Genomic DNA, 20615 nt, shown 5'->3' on the forward strand with positions numbered 1-20615 from the left:
ATATTGTTAAGGTAATTTAGTGAGTCCAACTGCTCAATCCACGGCAAGTGCGCGTCGCGTGGTATTTCCTTTTACGGCAATTGTGGGCCAGGAAGAAATGAAACTGGCGCTCCTATTGAACGTGATTGACCCCAAGATTGGTGGTGTAATGATCATGGGCGATCGCGGTACCGGTAAATCCACAACTATCCGGGCGCTGGCGGATCTGCTGCCAGAAATTTCTGTGGTTGCCAATGACCCCTTCAGCAGCGATCCTAGCGACCCCGACTTGATGAGTGATGAAGTCCGCCAACTCTTAGAACAAGGGGCGGAAATTCCTGTAGCTCATAAAAAAGTCCAAATGGTAGACCTGCCGCTAGGAGCTACAGAAGACCGAGTTTGTGGCACAATCGACATTGAGAAAGCTTTATCTGAAGGTGTCAAAGCCTTTGAACCGGGACTGCTGGCAAAGGCTAACCGGGGCATTCTCTATGTAGATGAAGTCAACTTACTAGATGACCACCTCGTAGACGTGCTACTAGATTCCGCTGCGAGTGGATGGAACACTGTAGAACGGGAAGGTATTTCTATCCGTCACCCAGCACGTTTTGTTCTTGTGGGTTCTGGAAACCCGGAAGAAGGCGAACTACGCCCGCAACTGCTCGATCGCTTTGGGATGCACGCAGAAATTCACACCGTAAAAGAACCAGCCTTGCGGGTGCAAATCGTGGAACAACGGGCGGATTTTGACCAAAATCCTCTAGTATTTCTCGAAAATTACAAACCCCAACAAGAGGCATTGCAAGAGCAAATTGTCAATGCTCAACAGCTTTTGCCAGAAGTGAAGCTTGACTATGAACTGCGGGTAAAAATTTCTGAAGTCTGTTCTGAATTGGATGTAGATGGTTTGCGGGGTGACATTGTTAGTAACCGGGCCGCGAAAGCCTTAACAGCTTATGAAGGACGCACTGAAGTTACAGTTGATGATATCTGCCGTGTGATTACCCTATGCTTGCGTCACAGACTCCGGAAAGACCCCTTAGAATCGATTGATTCTGGCTACAAAGTCGCCAAAGTTTTTAGCCGCGTCTTTGGCGTAGAATTACCAGAAAGTGATACTGCACAAAAAAACGGCACAGGTCAAAAGTTAGGGGCTAGAAGTTAAAAATTAGGAGTGAGGAGTTAGGAGTTAAAAGTTTTGAATGGAAAGCTGCTTCATTACTAACAACTCTTAACTCAACACCGGCTAAAGTCCCCGCTACCGCTAACAATATTCAACACTGATTATGAGATTTTGGTCTTTTTGGTTCAACAGCTTTGTTTTATCTAGCCAATACAACCCACCCAGGTTTGTAGAATTATTGATGCTTTTATTAGCGATCGCTATGCTGGCAATAGCTAGTGTTTTACCAGACAGACTACCCTATTTAATCTTAGGCTTGAGCCTAGTAGTTGGGGCATCTATTTCTATTTTAGTGCGGGAAGCGATCGCGCCCTCACCCCAGGCGCGAATTACCCAACTAACAGCATCGTTATTGCTGATCATCAGCCTCTATGGGTTTGCTGATTTAATGTACAGTATTTAATGGGGAGTAGGGAATGGGGAATAGGGAATGGGGAAGAAACTTAAATTAACAATTCCCTATGCCCAATCACCAATTCTGCATTTCTACCAATTCCATACACAACTCAATAGGATGATTGCTTAGTAAGCACTTCAGGTAGTTATTATCCTTTCGCTACTCAATTAAGTGTGCAACCTTTCATTTTTTAGCGATCGCCAACTGCGATCGCGCTACTCAGATGCTACTCATTCTGGCTAACAGACTATTAATCTATTGGTTGCGGGTTCAAATCCCTCGTCACCCACTTTTTAAGTATTTAATCAGGTATTTGGTGCAGACTCTTTTGCAAATACAGAACTGCCTTTAATCTCCAAACAAATGGAGAGCAATTGCACAAGGTTGTGAGTTCACATTCGCAACCCAAAATCTATAGATGAAATGTTTAAAGAAACGATTTTAGAATCTATATATTTAGGCTTGGAAAAAATCTAATAATTTTCAGCCCGAAAATCTTGAGTAATTAGGGCAGCATCATCTTTGAGATATCCTGCTGTCACACAATCATCAATCAATTGCAGGACAAAGGGCCACAGTTCCGGCGCACCTGTTTCTACTGGCGCTACCCGTTTCATCACCTGATTGCGGCTAATGCCATGAATACGCCAAGTCCCACCCTGAGTTTGCTGATTATGCAGCAAAGGCTGTATACGGTCTAAGGCTGCGGCAAATTTGGCGGTGGGTGTTTCTCCTGCTTCAAACTCATCCCAGAGTAAACGCAACTCGCTACCTTGATCTGCTGGCAAAAGTCCGAATAAACGCAATGCGGCTTGTGCTTCTCTTACTGCTTTGCTGTCGTTACCCTGCACATCGTAACAGAAGGTGTCACCTGCATCAATTTCTACCAAATCGTGGATTAGCAGCATTTTGATGGCATGGAATATATCAACACCCTCTGGGGCATAATCTACTAAGGCGATCGCCATTACAGCTAAATGCCAAGAGTGTTCTGCACTATTTTCTCGGCGTGACCCATCCATAAGTAGGGTTTGCCGCATTATCTGCTTCAATCGATCAATTTCGATGATGAACTGAATTTGTTGAGTCAGCCGATTGATTTGCACCTGAATTTCTGATTTTTGGATAAGTGTTGACTCAAGAAGCAGGGGGAAAGATATTTAAATTACCGTGTCTGACTGGGTTTCAGAGCAAGTAAATTTATTTATGCCCAAAAGTAAAAATATTTATTATGTCTACAGTACGCTGCGCGAACGAGATGTGTCACACAAGAAATAATACTTCCTTAGTTCAGAACAAATACATTTATGTATGGGGATTTCCCCCCTGCTCCCTGCCCCTTTTCCTCTTATTGATTGGATTTTCGATTTTTAACTCCGGCACATCTGCAAGACATTTTTTCTGTATTCCAATTAAAAAGCGCTTGGGAGTGTTGCCGTGTTTCCACCCCAAACGCTTTTTATTTTTAACTTGCTCCTCACACACGATTAAATAATATCATTGCTTTAATGAAAAGACGATTAAAGTGAGTGACACTTTTAAAAGTGTACCAACAATCCAATTTTTATATGCAAATTAAAAAATGCCCGGGAGTGTTGCCGTGTTTCCACCCCAGGCATTTTTTATTCTTAACTTGCTCCTCACACACAACTAAAACATATCACTACTTTTATCTAATGGCAAGTATATTGAGTGACATTTTCAAAACTGCACAAGCAATCCAATTTCTGACCAATTAAAAAGCGCTTGGGAGTGTTGCCGTGTTTCCACCCCAAACGCTTTTTACTTTTAACTTGCTCCTCACACACAAATATAAGATATCACGAATTCAATTATAAAGAAAGTATATAGTATGACACTTTCTCAACCGTACACCTGACAAGCAATAATTTAGTGTAAAAAGTGACGTACACCAGTTAAAACCATCAGCAAACCCAGGTCGTTAGCAGCTTTGATTGAATCTTTATCGCGCAGGCTTCCCCCTGGTTGAACAATGGCTGTAATTCCTGCGGCTGCGGCTGTTCTCACGGAATCATCGAAGGGGAAGAATCCATCGCTGGCCAGTATTGCACCTTTGGCTTTTTCTCCAGCTTGTTCTAGAGCAATTTTAACTGATCCGACGCGGTTCATTTGACCAGCGCCTACTCCTAGTGTAGTGCGATCGCTTGTCACAACAATGGCATTCGATTTAACGTGTTTGCAAACTTTCCAAGCAAACAGCAATTCGGCTAATTCGCTGTCGGTGGGTTGACGTTCGGTGACTACTTGCCATTGACTAGTATCAGCAACAATGTCATCGGCGGTTTGGACAAGAAAACCACCTGCGATCGCTTTCACTGTATCTTTAGGGCCACTGCTCAAATCAGCTAGAGTCAAAACCCGCACGTTAGATTTCTTAGCCAGGATTTCTTGAGCTTCGGCTTCACAACTTGGTGCAACCACGCATTCTAAAAATGTTTTGGTTAACTCGCTAGCTGTAGCCGCATCAATCGGACGGTTGAGTGCGACAATTCCACCAAAGGCAGAAGTAGAGTCAGCGTTAAAAGCTTTTTTGTACGCTTCAGAAATACTGCTTCCCAGCGCCGTACCACAGGGGTTTGTATGTTTGATAATCGTTGCGGCTGGAGTATCAGTGAATTCAGCAATAATTCGGCGTGCAGCTTCTAAATCAACTAAATTATTGTAACTAAGTTCTTTACCTTGGAGTTTCGTCGCGGCTGCCCATCCCGTTGGAGTAGTACCAGTTTGATACCAGGTGGCGGGTTGATGAGGGTTTTCGCCGTAACGCAGAGATTGTAATTGTGTACCGCTAAGGGTGTACTGCTGTGTATCTGCGAGATAAGATGCGAACTGACAAGTCAGCGCTTGCGCTATCGCTTGATCGTAACTAGCAGTGTGCGAAAATCCTTTTAAGGCCGCCTTTTGCCGAAACTCTAGGGATGCTACACCGTTATTTTGGCGCAATTCCTCCAAATACTCGTCATACTGTGCTGGGTCGCATAATACAGCCAGATGTGCAAAGTTTTTCGATGATGCCCTTAACATAGCTGGGCCACCGATATCAATTTGTTCAACAGCTTCTAATAATGTTACCCCTGGTTTAGCGATCGTTTCCTCAAAAGGATATAGATTCACCACCACTAAATCAATCGGGCGAATTTGGTTATTTTCTAAATCTGTAATATCTTGGGGAACATCTCGCCGCGCCAAAATTCCGCCATGAATCCGGGGATGTAGGGTTTTGACTCGACCACCTAAAATTTCTGGTGAACCTGTGTAATCTGCAACTTTGGTGACAGGGAGTCCCGCATCTTTGAGTGCTTGGGCTGTTCCCCCACTGCTGATTAAATCAAAGTCAAATTCTTCAACCAAGCTACGGGCTAGGTCAATTATACCAGTTTTGTTAGATACACTCAGCAGGGCTAGACGCGCCATTGATCGATTCCTTAAAAGTAGGCTAGAAGCGAAGGATCTCAAGTTTTGCATAAGCCTTGGTTCAGTTCAAGACCATTAGAAATAATGGCGTTAATAACTATCTGACCATCACCTTTCTCAATTAAGACTGCTATAAGTGGCAGGTATTGTGCCAAGGCGACATCTATTCTTCGTCTTCTTCTTCCTCCATAATATCTAATTCACTTATGTAATCCTCCATAATATCTAATTCACTTAATGTAATTAATATACTCTTCATGATATTCTCGCTGCTCTAAAAGCTTGTCTACTCCATCAATATTAATTTTCTTTAAAACCTCTCTTGCAACGTTCATAGCTTGTTTTTTCATTATAAGTTTATTTTTATTTGAGGAAAATTCTAATAATCCTTCTGCCACTAAAGCATTAATTATATCAAAATCAAATCCATTCCAACAGTTAACACCAGTAAAATTTTCTTTAGACTTTTCACGATTATTGTTAAGGTACTCATTATGTTGATCTACACTCGAAAGGTATATAATCATGAGATATAAAGGTTTAATGACTGCATAATGTTCTCGAAAAATTCTTAAGCTTTCTTGTTTTATTTCAAATTGATCTACAAGATTACAAGCTTGACTATAAGCGTCTCCTTTAGTATTACAGAACGAAGTTTTTTCTTGTAAGTCTGGTTCTTTAGTACACTCTGCTATAAAACTTTTGCCAAAAATATCTGATTCGGTAAGTTCAAAAACAGTAATTTTCCAATCTTTTCTATTTTCACTGAGTACCTCTGTTTTATTTGCCAGCAATTTTTCATTTTTTGCTTGTTTTTTAGCTTTATTTTCTAACAGCACTTGTTCGCGTTCTGTTTGTTCTCTAGTCTGTTTGCTTTCATAAGCATCATCAGGAATATTTAGCTTTTTATTAACCTCGTCCCAGAATTGACTATCTTTTGCATAGATACCTTTTTTAGTCAAGCTATCAATAAATTCTTGACCACAGACTTTAAGAGCATTCTTTTTCAATGCTGGGAAGTTAGTAAATGCCTCAAAATTATTCTTATCCATTTTTGGTTTTTAGAAAAAATTAAAATTTACATTATTAGTTATATTTGTAAATTTATATTCATTAATATTCCCCTGTATCTTTTCAAAAGTACACATCATCATATAAATTATTTATGTAATAAATCTTAAAAAACTATTGTAAACGTAAAATATACCCATCTTGACAGATTAGACACATTTAAGATATTAAAAATATTGAGTCCATTTGCTGAGACTGTAAAGTTCAAGCAGATGAAGCAGTCGTAATACTGAAAATTACAAAGGAAATAATTATGCCTTCACAAGGTACTGGCGCTAACGTTGACCCGCGATCGCTTAAGCCGTCTATTGACCTCGCTACAGTCATAGAGTTACTTGCTCAAGCTATAGATCCTAGCAGTAATCAGGCAAATCATAACCAGCTAAATCCTAAAGGTATGCAGCTGTTTGAATTTGATGACAAGCAAAATAAACGACTGAGAATAAGTACTTCAGCCGTTATGTATCGGCTATTTGCACAACCTAAATTTAAAGAAGCTTTTAACCCTGCTCCTGGCGGTGGGTTTATTCAAAACTTATCGATGCCAGCAAAAGGTAATAAGTCGCGCGTTGGTGGTTGTTTGAGTGATGGTAATGCCACAAAGTTACCTGGTGCGGTAGATAGATTAATGGCTGCTATTGACCAAGCACTTAATATTGCTGTACCTTCCGAGAGCTTATTATCAACATTGCTGTTAGATAAAGCTGAACAGCAACTCAAACATCTTGCTAAAAAAGCAGGTACGACTTTCCAGAATATACCCAATACTGCCAATCTCGTACACCTAGCATTTCAAGCTGGAGATACAAAGGATAACAAGTCTGTGGCGACAGTTATTTCTGCACGCGAACGAGTTGAAAATACTGATTATTTTGAGCAAATGTGCAGTGCTGCCGCGCAATATTTGAAAGACGAACGTGACAACGATGAAGATGATGTGGATTCATCGATCGCAACTTTGGAAGAGGAAAAAAATCGATATGATAGCCAAATACAGCGTTTTTTAAATTTCATAGACGACGAAGCATTATCACGCGTCCGATTGACAATTAGCTTTCGGATTATGGAGGCGATCGCAGAAAATGCCCGCTCAAGTAATGACCCAGATTACCAACTTTTAGTAGAGTATGTCAATCGAATACTCATTCTAGTTGAATCTGCTAAGGAAGAAGGCTATACGGTTGATTTAATGACTCATTTCGGTAGTGCAGCTGAGTTCGACTTGGCAGATGAACTTAGCAAAGCGACCTTTTATTATTGTCTAGCTGTTTGGCCTGAGTGGAAAACTCAAATTTTCGAGCAAAAGACTAAAAATCAAGTAGAGCGTGAAGTAAGTTATCGTTTTCGAGTCAATGGGCAAAATCCAGAATTAGGCAAACCTGCTTTTGAAGTACGACTCGATCAAATTAGAGAATATTTACTGAGTAATGATGAATCTTCCTTACAAAAACCTTGGGAAATTTGTCGTCGTTTAGCTCAACTGATCTTTTTGGCAGTAGTCGTTCCCAAAAACGACGAGGAACCGCTAACTAAAGAATCACTAACAGATATGGTGAATCAACTCCTAGCAAATTTTCAATCGCAGGGCATAGAAGCTATTCGCCAGACTTTAGACGAATTACAGGAACGCTCTGAGTCAATGAAATCAATCGCCAAGGCTCTAATGAAAGTACTGCGCGATAGGAGCCAAAAAGTCATATCTCAAGTTCACGATCGCTCCTCACAACAATTCATCTGTGTAAAAAGCAGCATCATTAATTGGGATCGCCTAGAAGGGGCAACATTAGGTGTGAGAAAGTTGCTTGTAGAGCCACAAGAAAATACTAGCGAAAAGGTTGAATGGTTCAAACATATTGAAATTTGTGAGCAACCAGCAAAATCTCTATTTTCGGTTAAGGTTACTGCCGATCTGTCGGAATATGACTTAAAAACTAAAGATACACTTAGTCAATTACGGGCAAAGCGTATATTACCGCAGAAACTCCTCCAAGTTTGTTGGGTTCCTCGTTCTTGGCAGAAGGGAGAAGATCGTCAATGGACTTATGAGCTATCTACAAATGCTTCTCAATTTGCTGGGTGGGCATTATCAGCCGCAATCATAGTTGAATACGATGTTGAAACTGTGAGGCGACGAGCGAATACAAGAGACTCTGAGGAAAATAAGCAGTATCATGCAGCCGCAGTCACCGCCTTTGCTGTGTTAGTTTACTGCTGTTTGTGGCGGATTATTAGACGATTACAAAAATGCGAACAGGAAACATCGGTTGACTTTACAACCTTAATGCTACGACTGCAAGAAACAGGAAAACAACTAGATGATGATAAAGACAAGAGCGGTGATGCTTACGTTTACGCAGCCGCCCAAACTTTAGAAGCCATACTAGGTGAAGATACCCCGATCCGAATGCAGGGACTTATTTTAGATAATGTGGTGAAACAAACCAAAAAAAACCAAGATTTTATTAAATCTGGTACTTTTAAGGCGTTTTTAAGTGCGTTTCCACTTTGCATTAGTAGCCCAGATTCTCATTCAGCCCCCAAGATTGGTTTAATTTCCTACGCCAGCCGTCCCTGTAACGAGGGAAATTTTCCCAATGATAGTGAAAAGGCTTATCTTTTTCTCACTCAAAGTTATATTGCTACAGCCGTTAGTGAACCGTTTATAGGTTATGAACTTAAAAGAGAGCGGATGCAGTCTGATGTGCTTGATTCTCCAGAACAGCTGAAAACGCAACGCCTAGTTCAAGAAGAAATTCGTCACCTCAGAGCTAAAGAATGTCAGCACATTATTTTATTAGCTCATGCCTATGGCGATCGCCGCATTAATCGAGCCGCAGATAACAATTCTTCTTTAATACCTACAGAATTTTTAGAAGCAGTCTTTCAAACGTTTCCTGATATCAACATTTATCCAATGATGCGGGATGTATTTCCGGCTACACGCTTGCGCGAACGAGGTTACAGTGAAGCGGCATTTGAAATTTTGCAAGCTGGAGATCATTCAGATTTTCAGCGATCTGTTAGGGCAGATTACTTTCGTGATTTAATTCCGGTTTATACTTTTGCCACACTTCATGCTATTCAAGCAGAAGAGCGCTTACAATCTGGTTTCTGCATTTATTTTTTAGTATCGGATGGAAAAGTTAGCAATATTAACTGGACTGAACGCGCTCGTCAGCATTTGATTAATCCTGATTCAGACTCTCGTATTCATCCTTGCTTACTAGCTGTACTACGGGGCTTGCATTTTATTGAAGCTGAACGAGGTGTGTACAAAAGTCAACTTAGCCCAGTACTAGATCCATTTAGTTGGATATCGCCTAATACAGTTGAGGAGGCTGGTGAAGTGAAAGTTCTCCACTCCCGCCGCAAAGGACAGGTATTACTTAATTATCGCGCTGTACTCACCTACGTTTCTCAAGTTCTGCACAGGAAGTAATGGAATCATCCTTTCTACAACAAGCCTCTATTTGGGGGCAGATATTTGAAATTGCTGTTAAACGCGGTGTTTTACAACAGTTGATTCACAGAAACTTACTGTTGAACGATCATCCTGTTTTCCAGCTTTGGCAATCTCACAAAAATGCAGATGTCTCCCACCAACTGGTGAAAGCATTCAAAATAACAGATCCCAATCACAAAGAATGGGTAGAAACAATGCTGCGTCATCTGCTGGTACTTGGCTATGGTTTAGGTTGGACAACAATGCGTGAATGTCTCCACCACAGTCAAATTAAACAACCTAAACTAGAAGCAATTTGGTGTCCATTGACATTGCCAGGGCAGCAAATGCAACGAGATGAAGAAAAAGAAGAGACAGCAAAAGCATTTCAAGAAACTTTCAATATACCAGGGAAACCAGATGAGAACTTAGTCAACCGAGGACAACCAGCCAGAGCCGATTTTATTTTATGGCTGTCCAACGAATTTAGTTCCCACAGAAACACAGATAAAGATGAAGTAATACCCTCTAAAGACTTTAAAAATGTCTTCTCCCAGCCAAATGATCTAAAGCACAAAAAAATTGAGAATTTAATTCTCTGTTTGGAATTTTCGTATAACGCACCCATCAAATTTGCAGATTTTAAAAATGAAGCTCCTCACACAGAAGAAATAAGTCGTTATGCACGTTACATGGAATCACGGGGGGTCTTCTCTAGAGTTTGTGCAGAGGTTGAGGGTGAAGAATTTTCTCTCTCTAAAAGGCTGGAAAGTTTTCTGTCAGCATTTAGCGGTCAAGATAAACCATTATTCAAGCTCTGTCAGTCATCATCTTATACTGAGCGCCTGATTCATGTGTTACGCAAGTGTAAACGCTTAGAAGGAAGTTGTCATGCTAGAGCGATCGCTGTCACATCCAATGGTATTGAAAGTCTTGCTGCTCAATTCTGGGGTGTGGAATCTGAACCAGATACTAGAGCCAAGTTAATGAAATCTTTGGGGCAAGCATATTGCAAGGCTAAACATTCAGATGATGATGTGCCGCTCGATCTAGATGCAGAAATTCTTTTGGTGTTCAAGAAGCTCTTAGGAGGACTACCGTCTGCTTTTAAAGAACAAGCAAAGTCTCTAGCTGAAAAACCGCCTTTAGGTCAATACTCCCACTTTCTCTTTCATGAAAATGTGACGGACTTTTACAACCCAATGGGTGAAATTAGCAAGGATGAGGCGATCGCATCTATTGAAGACCACAACGCATTACATGAGTTTTTTGGTAGCGACCCAGTTACACAAATTGCTAATTTTGTCAATCAAATCAATCCTAACAAGGAAACAATTCCTCTGCGACAAGTACACGAAGCAGCAGTTTTTGTCGGTCTGAGTGCTGCTCAAGTCGGTAAAATTAACGTCCTAGCTTTGGAAGGAAATCCGGGTATTGGTAAAACTACTGCTGTGATTAAATTTCTTAAACAGCAGTCTCAAGGCTTCTTATTTTTTTATCTCAGTCCGCGAGTTGTAATTAATCGAGATGTTACTGACAAACTTGCTAGAGAAAACGAGCAACCCACAGGGATATTAACTATCACCAGTAATAGAAATTTGATTGATGCAGTTCCCGAATGGTATAAAAAACAGGTTCAGCAAAACAATTTTCCACCCTATAGTATCGATAGTGCTGTTGTTGTTGATGGTATTGAAAAACTCATACGTCCTCTTGGCAGTATCTTCTTCCTAACGCCAGAACAAGAACTTGATATTGATTGCAATATAGTCGGCTCGACTCGCTTTAAACGCCGTCTTAACGAAAGAGATTACAGCATAGAATCTCTTTACAGCCCTGGTGTATTGGGTACGATCGCAAAGTCAGCCCGCAAATTGCTAGAAGCCAACCCGCAGGTTAATCAGCTAGTAATGACTGCTGCTATTCAAGGTTATCGGACACTCAACGATCAATCAACCACAGTTAATGCCTTCAATAACTTATTTGCAAAAAAAGCCGATACTAAAGCTGGAAAGAATGAACGTTCAGCATTTGCAGCGCGGATTCCCACTATAGTTGTCATGGTAGATGAACTCGCTGGTGATGGTGCAGGAGCGCCCTTTGTCCGTAAGGTAGCAGAATGGTTGGAACAGCAATTTATTAAACCTTTTGATACAAATCGATCTCCGTTTAAAATTGTGCTAATTCTGGCTGATGCCTCACTCAGCAATGAAGTTGTATTGGATAGCTTTTTGAACTCAGGCGATCGCGCTCCTGATAAAGTACTAATAAGTCAGAGTCGAGGTGAAGCAGCGTTTCGGGTAACAGGCACTCATACAAAAATTGGCCCCAAAAAACACCCAACACTACACGTCATGACAAATAGCTACCCCGCCAGTAAACTCACTATTGACTACAGTATTAGACTCTCTCCCATTAAACCAGGCCAAAACAGTGACGGTAGAGAGCAGACAATTAGACAAGCAATTCGAGAAAAATCAGAAGAAGAGTCACTGACAAATGCCTACTTAGAAATTAAGGATGGTTTACACAAGGGAGTAGAGCAGTTAATTTTCTTTGCTCAGGATAAAGCTTTTCTACGTCAGTTACAGGAAAAATTGACCACTGGTAAAGAAGCTCTCCTAAAAAGGGGAGAGGTGGAGGTTTTGGATCAAAGTGTATCACCCGATCAGCGATTGAAATTAGTAAAGCCGCCACGACGAGATGAAGTTAGGGTTTTCCTCATGACTTCTTCAGGTGCAAGAGGTGTTTCTTTCCCAAAAACAGATTGCATTATTGCTGCAATCCCCCGATTTAATATTGAAGCCGCTTTAATGGAAATAGCGCAATTAATTTACCGTGGTAGAGGAATGTATACAAATCCAGAAACCGGAATGGAGGTTTCTGGAGATAACAAAGATAGACGGTTAGTTATGCTAATCAATGATTTCATCATTGAAAGAGAGGACATTGATGCCAAAAGACTATGGTTGCGTCAGTCCAGCGATTTATTGACTTTGCTGGTAATGCTGCGCTCTACAATTCATACTCGCATTAAAGGTGATGCAGGACTTAATAAAAATAGAATTGCATTTGTCCCAGTTGGCTCTGTTGGAGATGAAGAATTATTGCGTTTGATGTCTGATGATTTATTAGATTTATTGCGTGAAGCCAAAATTTTTATCAGCGATAGTCACCCTCAAGAAGCAAAAGCAATTGTGAAAAAAGCCGAGCAGTTAACTGCAAACATCTTTAAGCATTTTGACTTGAGAGGTCAATCATTAGAGAAAAATGCCAAATCTTATGCAAATTATCAAACTTTACAAGCTTTGGTTAAAGCTGTTTCTAGAATTCAGAGTTCTTTATTGCCATCTTTAGATAGTGATGCGCTAGAGATACCTGATAGTCTAACTTGTATAGGCCCTTTCTGGATAGAAGATTGGAGTGATCGCCAAACTGAAGAAATATTTAGCTTTGAAGCATGGAAAGCTGATATTAAACAAAATAGCAGTCGTCTTTTAGGACTATTAAAAGAAATTGCCGAAAGCAAGAAGTTCAAATTTCCCTCAAAACTCAAACGCCCTGCCAACGAACTATATAAGTTATTGAGTCGGGAACAAGAAGGATTTGTTATTGAATCTTCCACACGTCAAGCATTGAAAACTAAAAATATAGTTGTAGGTTTACCCCTCGACTATCCCCATTTCTGGAATGAGCAATCAGAAGATGATACCCGCCAACAAGTATTAGAAGATCCCCAAGCTTGGAGAAGTGCGCTAGGACGTTCTCTAACTCCTCAAGGCTTAATCATACCTGTAGTACCTCACTATCGAACATTTCCTTGGGTAGCTGTGGCAGGTAGGCGGATTTTTACACAATTAGAAACAGTTTTTAGCGATCGCTACTTTATGGCATCCAGTGAATTAAATCTTCTTAATACAATATTGCTTGAAGATGAAGCAGATAACAAATAGTTAATGTACGCTTAGGAATTACTTAGCGCAAAGTCAAATTTTCAACCAAACTATAAGAGTAAAACACATATATACTATACTATGCAATCCTTTATTTGGAATAGAAGAAGCATAGGTATCTCGCCCGTCTTTTAACGGGCAAGATTCCCAAGCCATAAGCTGTCTCAAAACAGTATTGAATGGATATCGTAAATAATTGCTAGTTTTGAGTCGGGCGATTACACCAGAAATACAGTTAACTTGATTAAAGATGGTTGAAAATTGTAAAACAATCAACCATCCATAGATCCAATCAATCCAAGTCAAAATCAAAGATAAATTCGGAATTACCTTGAAGTTTTGAGATTGACAAATTACCGATACATTAAAAGCTTTATAGCAGTTTCAACAACTACGGTTGACAGTTATCCAAAATTACAAAAATCATCTACGCGGATATCCCGCCAAATATCAGAAATTTGCCAGCCGGAATTGCCAACAGATTGGACTATGGGATTATCGCGCAATGGAATGTAGTCGGGTTCTCTCGGCTCTGGAATCGCTACTGGTTGCTCATCAACTACAGGGGGTGAAAAATTGACGGTATCAGCTTGAAGATTTTGGTCTTCAGCCTCTTGGATTTCCATCATTTTCTTCAGGGTCAGCGTGTCAGATTTTTTGATGATCTTCATATCTATTAATTAAAAGTTTTCATTCACTGAATATCAAAGTCATTAGCTGAAAAGTCAGATGACAACAGAGTTGTAAAAAGTCGTGGGTGAAATGAGTGTTAATAATTGCACGGAATAAACAAGATACACTAAATCTCTGGAAAATACGAGTCCCCTGCTGAGGAATTTCTTAATCGAGTGCAAATCTCTATTTTGGTACAGATGCCTTAGCATAATTTTGCACAAATGCTTTGAGCAATTTACACTACTGCTTTAGAGTAAGTCCAAGGCCGTTTTGTGTTTTAGACTCAATCAAGCCTGATAATAGAGGGTTAAGAGTTCTCGCTGTAAAGGAGCATTGAGAAACTTGTCAGGTCATAAAGGAAAAATCCTGGTAGTAGACGACGAAGCGAGCATACGTCGGATTTTAGAGACGCGTCTTTCCATGATTGGCTATGATGTCGTCACAGCTAGCGATGGTGAAGAAGCTTTGTCAACTTTTCGTGTATCCACTCCTGACTTAATAGTTTTGGATGTGATGATGCCAAAGCTCGATGGCTACGGTGTATGCCAAGAATTACGGAAAGAGTCAGATGTACCAATTATTATGCTTACAGCCTTGGGAAACGTAGCCGATAGGATTACTGGGCTAGAGTTAGGTGCTGATGACTACATGACAAAGCCTTTCTCTCCCAAGGAGTTAGAAGCTCGGATTGCCTGCATACTAAGGCGATGCTTCCATAAAACTAGTGTCAATACCACTCCTAATTCCACGATAATTCGTGTGGGCAATCTCAAAATTGATACAAATAAGCGGCAAGTCTATAAAAACGAGCAACGCATTCGCCTGACAGGTGTGGAATTTAGCTTACTAGAGTTGTTGGTAAACAATTCTGGAAAAGTTTTTTCCCGATTAGAAATGTTGCAGCTATTGTGGGGTTGCGTACCAGGACTTCATTTAGACACCCGTGTAGTAGATGTGCATATCTCCCGATTGCGGACAAAGGTAGAAGATGACCCCAACTTACCAGAGTTGATTATCACAGCAAGAGGTAGTGGTTATTTTTTCCCACGAATTATTGAATCACAGTAGGAGGAAATTGAAGAAGAATTCCAAATCCAGAAATAAGTGCTTGATTTAGCTACTACCCAAAACAAACCATTAGATAGATGAAGAATTAGTCAGATGATGATACTTTCAGATGATGAAAAGTCAGTAATAACTCCATTGTAAAAAAGTAGCTATTATGATCGTTGTCCATCATCTTAACAACTCGCGATCGCAGCGCGTGCTATGGCTGCTTGAAGAATTAGGGATTGATTATGAAATTAAGTTCTACGAACGCGACCAGAAGACGATGCTTGCACCAGCATCCCTGCGTGAAGTCCATCCCCTCGGCAAGTCACCAGTAATCACTGATGCAGAAAATACTGTTGCTGAGTCGGGCGCTATCATTGAATACATCGTCGATCGCTACGGTAATGGTCAGCTAATCCCGCTATCTGGTACGCCAGAGCGTCTGCGCTACACTTATTGGCTGCATTATGCCGAAGGCTCTGCAATGCCACCTCTGGTAATGAATCTTCTCTTTAACCGTTTTGGTACAGGAGACAGCGTAAACGAAGGATTTATCGCACCCCAAATTAAGCTTCACTTTGACTATATAGAAGGTGAACTTCGCAAAAGTACATGGTTCGTAGGCGAAGAATTCACCGCCGCCGATATCCAAATGAGCTTTCCTTTGGAAATAGTCGCTATGGAAGCCGAACTCATCTCAAGCCGACCGAAAATTAAACAATTTATCGAGCGCATCCATACGCGGCTTGCTTACAAACGCGCTCTTGAACGCGGGGGCAGATACGACTTCGCCAATAGCATTCAATAATTCTTGTACCAATTTCAAATAATTAGAAACTGGTTAATGTTGCATTTATAACATCATCAGTCCCATCTTCTTGTAATTAAGTAGAAGTTGCCAGGAGCTTCTGGAGTTATTTTCAGAAGTTAGATGAAAGACAGCCATCCCCAATTCCACAAATCCTGCTGAAGCCGCAACAGCTTTTACATTTATAGGCATTAACTAGCAGTTTCTGCAATCAATGCCGTAGTTCCTTGAACGTCCGGTAGATTGGTAAAGATTGTGGTATCATTGCACCACAATGATACCGTAATTTTGTCTAGATATAGAATTCTATCGCTCTGCCAACGGTAGATTATTTCTGAAAGGAGTTTGCTGCAATGTCCACAACACCAACTACTCGACTAATTTTGGAGACTTTACTCCCCCATCTGAAAGTAGCAGCAGCTTATGCCCATTTTCTTCAACCAAAAATTGCTGCACTTCCCGCCAAAGGAGAAGGAAACAACTTTTTTAGTGCTGCACTTACTGATGCGGATGTGGCTATTCAAAATCTAGTAGAAGTAGTATTACTGGGCACTTTTCCAGATATTCGCTTTTATGGAGAAGAGTATGCAAGTTCTAACAACACAAAGTATTTTCGTGCTACCGAACTCGGTTCAAAAGGTGATTACTTAGTCACACTCGACCCCATCGATGGTACAAAGTTTTACATGGATGGACATTCTAATTACCAAATTATTCTCAGTATTCTAAATTCAGATGATTTTGAAGCCGTAATCGCCATTTCTCCTGCCCAAAACATTTATTTTTATGCCCTTCGAGGTGAAGGTGCTTTTAAAGGGACTCTGGAGATGAGCTTAGAAGCCTGTGCCCCATTACATATAACATCTGCCAAACCTGCTATTTTGTTGGGATGGGCAATGAATTCTATTGGACATTTACTAAAAGATCGATATCAAGTAATCGATATAGCGGCTGATTACTCTAGTGATATTCAAATCCCTAATCTTAATGGTATTCTCACTGGTGACTTGAGTGGAGCAGTGATTAAATCGGGTAAATTTATTGATGTTGCTGCACTCGCTTTTATTGTGAAAGAGGCTGGTTGGATTGTAACTACTCTGGATGGTTCGACTTTACCGCCACTGCATACTTGCCAAAACTATAGCCTGCCTGGATTGGTAATAGCTACCTCAAAATCTGTTCATCAAGATTTACTGAAAGCTGTGCAAAGCCTAGCTGTTTGAGGGTAAATAAGTAGTTAATTATTTGCTAACTATCCCTAAACAAAATGAAAATCTGTATTGTTGGCGCAGGTGCAATCGGTGGATATTTAGGGGCAAAACTGGCACTGGCAGGTGAAGCAGTGACGCTAATTGCACGTGGTTCCCATTTAGAGGCGATTCAAAAAAATGGGCTGAAGTTGCTCATGGCAGACGGTTCTAGCCAAATTGCTACTCCGTTGGCAACTAGTAATATTCAGGAAGCGGGGCCACAAGATGTAGTAATTCTAACTGTAAAGGCTCACAGTGTGCCTGCGATCGCACCCTTTCTCCCTGCACTATACGATTCTCACACAATGGTGGTGACAGCCCAAAATGGCGTTCCTTGGTGGTACTTTCGTCAACATGGCAGTGAGTATGAAGGTACGCGGATTCAATCTGTCGATCCAGATGGGATTATTGAAGCTAGTATCGGTGCTGAACGTGTTATTGGTTGTGTGGTTTATCCGGCAACTGAGATAGTTGAACCAGGTGTAATTAAGCATATTGAAGGCGATCGCTTTACTCTCGGTGAAATCGATGGTAGTAAAACAGAACGCATCCAATTATTAGCACAGACTTTAAAACACGCAGGATTCAAAGCACCAATCCGCAATCAGATTCGCACGGAAATTTGGATTAAGTTGTGGGGGAATGTGGCGTTTAATCCCATCAGTGCTTTAACTGGTGCGACTTTAGAGGATATTTGCCGCTATCCCCTTACGCGTGAACTAGCGCGGCTTATGATGAGTGAAACTCAAGCGATCGCAGAAAATTTAGGTATAAAGTTTGGCATTACTTTAGAACAGCGAATTAATGGGGCAGAAAACGTTGGTGCCCATAAAACCTCGATGTTACAAGATATTGAAGCCGCACGCGCTACGGAGATAGACGCTATTGTTGGCGCGGTGGCAGAATTGGGAAAACTGACTCAAATTCCCACGCCTTATATTGATGCTATTTATGCCAGCGTTAAGTTGCTAGAGGCGACTAAAGTGGGAATTTGACGAACCACAGAGACGCAGAGAACACAGAGAGATGATAAATAGAGAGGATTTTTGCATCAGTTGTGGGATATTTTTTTATTTGGAATTCTCTTAAGGTGCGGAATGTAAATTATAGAATTATCAAGTTCATGAAGAAAAAGAAAGCATGGCTATTAACAATACTGGTTGTAGCGGTAGTAGGAATTAGCATCATTACAGGACATAGTAATTCTTTAAAAGCTGTCTCATCTTTAGGGAAAGACACGCTGACGATGATTACTTCCCCAGATTATCCTCCTTATGAGTTTTATGATACTAAAGGAGGCGATCGCCAAATCGTTGGCTTTGATATAGATATTGCCAAAACCCTTGCTGAAAAACTAGGGTTTAAGCTTCAAATAATGGAATCAGATTTTAATGGATTAATTCCTGCACTCCAAGCAAATCGCGCTGATTTTGTCATGGCTGGAATGACTCCGACTCCAGAACGTCAGAAAAATATTGATTTTTCAATTATTTATTACGAAGCTAAAGATACAATTGTCGCTCCTAAAGGTAGCAATCTGAAGCAACCCCAAGATTTACTAGGAAAAAAGCTTGGGGTACAACTAGGAACCATACAAGAACAAAATGCTCGGAAAATTTCTCAAAAAGTTGCGGGTATTCAGTTAAAGCAACTTAATAAAGTCCCAGAAGTAGTTCAGGAAATCAAATCTGGGCGAATTGATGCCGCAATTGTTGAGGATACCGTCGCTAAGGGATTTGCCCAAGCTAACCCAGATTTAGAATTTAATACTATTCCGTCAGAGGAGGCAAGTGGCTCGGCGATCGCTTTTCCTAAAGGTTCTTCTTTTGTAGAACCCTTTAACAAAGTCCTTCAACAAATGAAGGACGATGGCACATTGGCTAAACTAGTAACCAAGTGGTTTTCACAGAATACCGCCGCCAATTCTGTATCCTCAACTCCTGCCAAAGGCGGATTAAATCTTGACTTCACCAGAATTCTTCCAGACATTCCCTTTATTCTGCGGGGAATCCCTTTAACTTTGTTGTTCACGCTATTATCTGTAACCTTGGGGTTAATCTGGGGAACAATCCTGTCTTTATTAAAAATTCTCGGTATCAAACCGCTTACCTGGGTTGCTAACGCCTATACCTCTGTTTTTCGAGGTACACCTTTGCTATTACAGTTGGCATTGGTTTACTACGCAACACCTCAGCTTACAGGCTATGACATTTCCGCATTGGAAGCAGGGGTGCTAACTTTTACCCTGAATTCTGGCGCTTATATGTCAGAAACTATTAGGGGTGGAATTCAGGCGGTGGATAAAGGACAAAGTGAAGCGGCGATGTCTATGGGTGTTCCCTATTGGTTGATGATGTGGGATGTGATTTTGCCCCAAGCATTGAAGAATATTCTCCCAGCATTGGTAAATGAAACTATCGGATTGCTCAAAGATTCCGCGCTGGTGTCAACCATTGGGGTGGTGGAAATATTACGCAGCGCCCAAATCGTTGGTGCAAACAAATATATTTATTTTGAACCACTGCTATTTGCAGGATTAATTTACTATGTTTTGGTAATGGGCATGACCTTGGGTGCATCCGCTTTAGAAAAGAGGTTACGGGAAAGTGAATAATGTAGTAATTCGCACGGAATTCTTATGTAAATCCTTTGGCAAACTCGATGTACTCAAAGATATTTCCACTGAGTTTTATCAGGGAGAAGTGGTTGCTATATTAGGCCCTTCTGGTTCAGGTAAGTCTACCTTTCTGCGATGTATAAACTTACTAGAACAACCCACCAGAGGCAGAATCTACTTTCACGAGCAAGAAATTACCAAGCCTAAGACAAACATTGCGAAGGTGCGTCAGTATTTGGTGATGGTATTTCAACATTTTAATTTGTTTCCCCACATGAATGTGCTGGAAAATGTCACCTATGCACCCATAAAGGTGAAAGGAATAAACAAGCAAAAAGCACAAGAGCATGGCTTAGAATTGCTTGCTAAGGTAGGTTTAGAGTCAAAAGCTAATGTGTACCCATCCAAACTATCTGGGGGACAAAAACAGCGAGTAGCGATCGCTCGGGCATTAGCAATGGAACCAGAGATGATTTTATTTGATGAACCCACCTCTGCATTAGATCCCGAAATGGTTAAGGATGTGCTGGAAGTGATGAAAGATTTAGCGCTATCTGGGATGACAATGGCGATCGTTACTCATGAAATGGGGTTTGCAAGAGTTGTTGCCAATCGGATTATGTTCCTCGACCAGGGAATTTTAGCAGAAGATACTACTCCTGGTGAGTTTTTCCAAAATCCTCAGTGCGATCGCGCCAAGCAGTTTTTAGAAAAAATGCTTTAGAACAATTGAAATTTGCCGCTTTTCTTGT

14 protein-coding genes are annotated in these 20615 nt (G+C 40.8%); 10 read left to right on the top strand and 4 right to left on the bottom strand.

What is annotated here, in order from left to right; genetic code table 11:
- Positions 1–19 precede the first annotated feature (19 nt).
- Positions 20–1144, top strand: coding sequence for a magnesium chelatase ATPase subunit I (gene bchI / locus NPUN_RS32045; protein ID WP_012412525.1), 1125 nt, complete (start codon positions 20–22; stop codon positions 1142–1144).
- Positions 1145–1265: 121 nt separating this feature from the next.
- Entirely contained in the window at positions 1266–1565 is a 300-nt protein-coding gene (locus NPUN_RS32050) for a hypothetical protein (protein ID WP_012412526.1), read from the top strand.
- A gap of 467 nt (positions 1566–2032) precedes the next feature.
- Here the strand turns inward: NPUN_RS32050 and NPUN_RS32055 are convergent, their stop codons facing one another.
- From NPUN_RS32055 to NPUN_RS32070, 3 genes are all read right to left on the bottom strand, one after another.
- Positions 2033–2665, bottom strand: a complete 633-nt coding sequence (locus tag NPUN_RS32055; RefSeq protein ID WP_012412527.1) for an HD domain-containing protein — start codon at positions 2663–2665, stop codon at positions 2033–2035.
- 784 nt (positions 2666–3449) lie between these two features.
- Positions 3450–4994 carry a bifunctional phosphoribosylaminoimidazolecarboxamide formyltransferase/IMP cyclohydrolase gene (gene purH, locus NPUN_RS32065; RefSeq protein WP_012412528.1) on the bottom strand — a complete coding sequence of 515 codons (1545 nt, stop codon included), beginning with the start codon at positions 4992–4994 and terminating at the stop codon, positions 3450–3452.
- Positions 4995–5224: 230 nt separating this feature from the next.
- On the bottom strand, positions 5225–6046 hold the full coding sequence (locus NPUN_RS32070; protein WP_012412529.1) for a hypothetical protein: 822 nt from the start codon (positions 6044–6046) through the stop codon (positions 5225–5227).
- A 272-nt stretch (positions 6047–6318) separates the two neighbouring features.
- Between NPUN_RS32070 and NPUN_RS32075 the strand changes: the two genes are divergently transcribed.
- Together NPUN_RS32075 and NPUN_RS32080 are read left to right on the top strand one after the other, a co-directional pair.
- A complete protein-coding gene (locus tag NPUN_RS32075) occupies positions 6319–9504 on the top strand; it encodes a hypothetical protein (protein WP_012412530.1) in 3186 nt (1061 codons plus the stop codon).
- Positions 9504–13460 carry a helicase-related protein gene (locus NPUN_RS32080; protein WP_012412531.1) on the top strand — a complete coding sequence of 1319 codons (3957 nt, stop codon included), beginning with the start codon at positions 9504–9506 and terminating at the stop codon, positions 13458–13460. Before NPUN_RS32075 ends, NPUN_RS32080 begins: the two co-directional genes overlap by 1 nt.
- A gap of 404 nt (positions 13461–13864) precedes the next feature.
- Here NPUN_RS32080 and NPUN_RS32090 read toward each other — a convergent pair whose 3' ends face one another.
- Positions 13865–14131: a hypothetical protein gene (locus tag NPUN_RS32090; RefSeq protein ID WP_012412532.1), complete on the bottom strand. Its 267-nt coding sequence runs from the start codon at positions 14129–14131 to the stop codon at positions 13865–13867.
- Between the two features lie 346 nt (positions 14132–14477).
- Between NPUN_RS32090 and rpaB the strand changes: the two genes are divergently transcribed.
- The 6 genes from rpaB (at position 14478) to NPUN_RS32120 (ending at position 20587) form a co-directional block, all read left to right on the top strand.
- Complete coding sequence (gene rpaB, locus NPUN_RS32095; RefSeq protein WP_012412533.1) at positions 14478–15203, top strand: response regulator transcription factor RpaB; 726 nt, start codon at positions 14478–14480, stop codon at positions 15201–15203.
- A 154-nt stretch (positions 15204–15357) separates the two neighbouring features.
- Entirely contained in the window at positions 15358–15996 is a 639-nt protein-coding gene (locus NPUN_RS32100) for a glutathione S-transferase family protein (RefSeq protein WP_012412534.1), read from the top strand.
- Between the two features lie 353 nt (positions 15997–16349).
- Positions 16350–17219 (top strand): inositol monophosphatase family protein, encoded by an 870-nt coding sequence (locus NPUN_RS32105; protein ID WP_012412535.1) that lies wholly within the window; start codon positions 16350–16352, stop codon positions 17217–17219.
- Positions 17220–17263: 44 nt separating this feature from the next.
- Positions 17264–18241, top strand: a complete 978-nt coding sequence (locus tag NPUN_RS32110; RefSeq protein WP_012412536.1) for a 2-dehydropantoate 2-reductase — start codon at positions 17264–17266, stop codon at positions 18239–18241.
- A gap of 128 nt (positions 18242–18369) precedes the next feature.
- Positions 18370–19860 carry an ABC transporter permease subunit gene (locus NPUN_RS32115; RefSeq protein WP_012412537.1) on the top strand — a complete coding sequence of 497 codons (1491 nt, stop codon included), beginning with the start codon at positions 18370–18372 and terminating at the stop codon, positions 19858–19860.
- Positions 19853–20587: an amino acid ABC transporter ATP-binding protein gene (locus NPUN_RS32120; RefSeq protein ID WP_012412538.1), complete on the top strand. Its 735-nt coding sequence runs from the start codon at positions 19853–19855 to the stop codon at positions 20585–20587. Before NPUN_RS32115 ends, NPUN_RS32120 begins: the two co-directional genes overlap by 8 nt.
- Positions 20588–20615 lie beyond the last annotated feature (28 nt).

Source organism: Nostoc punctiforme PCC 73102, from assembly GCF_000020025.1.
Taxonomy (GTDB): Bacteria; Cyanobacteriota; Cyanobacteriia; order Cyanobacteriales; family Nostocaceae; genus Nostoc; species Nostoc punctiforme.

Excerpts from the sequence above, each read along its gene's own strand:
- NPUN_RS32110 (WP_012412536.1), top strand. The coding sequence starts at position 17,264 with ATGAAAATCTGTATTGTTGGCGCAGGTGCAATCGGTGGATATTTAGGG.
- NPUN_RS32075 (WP_012412530.1), top strand. The coding sequence starts at position 6,319 with ATGCCTTCACAAGGTACTGGCGCTAACGTTGACCCGCGATCGCTTAAG.
- NPUN_RS32105 (WP_012412535.1), top strand. The coding sequence starts at position 16,350 with ATGTCCACAACACCAACTACTCGACTAATTTTGGAGACTTTACTCCCC.
- NPUN_RS32050 (WP_012412526.1), top strand. The coding sequence starts at position 1,266 with ATGAGATTTTGGTCTTTTTGGTTCAACAGCTTTGTTTTATCTAGCCAA.
- NPUN_RS32080 (WP_012412531.1), top strand. The coding sequence starts at position 9,504 with ATGGAATCATCCTTTCTACAACAAGCCTCTATTTGGGGGCAGATATTT.
- NPUN_RS32090 (WP_012412532.1), bottom strand. The coding sequence starts at position 14,131 with ATGAAGATCATCAAAAAATCTGACACGCTGACCCTGAAGAAAATGATG.
- NPUN_RS32070 (WP_012412529.1), bottom strand. The coding sequence starts at position 6,046 with ATGGATAAGAATAATTTTGAGGCATTTACTAACTTCCCAGCATTGAAA.
- purH (WP_012412528.1), bottom strand. The coding sequence starts at position 4,994 with ATGGCGCGTCTAGCCCTGCTGAGTGTATCTAACAAAACTGGTATAATT.
- NPUN_RS32115 (WP_012412537.1), top strand. The coding sequence starts at position 18,370 with ATGAAGAAAAAGAAAGCATGGCTATTAACAATACTGGTTGTAGCGGTA.
- NPUN_RS32100 (WP_012412534.1), top strand. The coding sequence starts at position 15,358 with ATGATCGTTGTCCATCATCTTAACAACTCGCGATCGCAGCGCGTGCTA.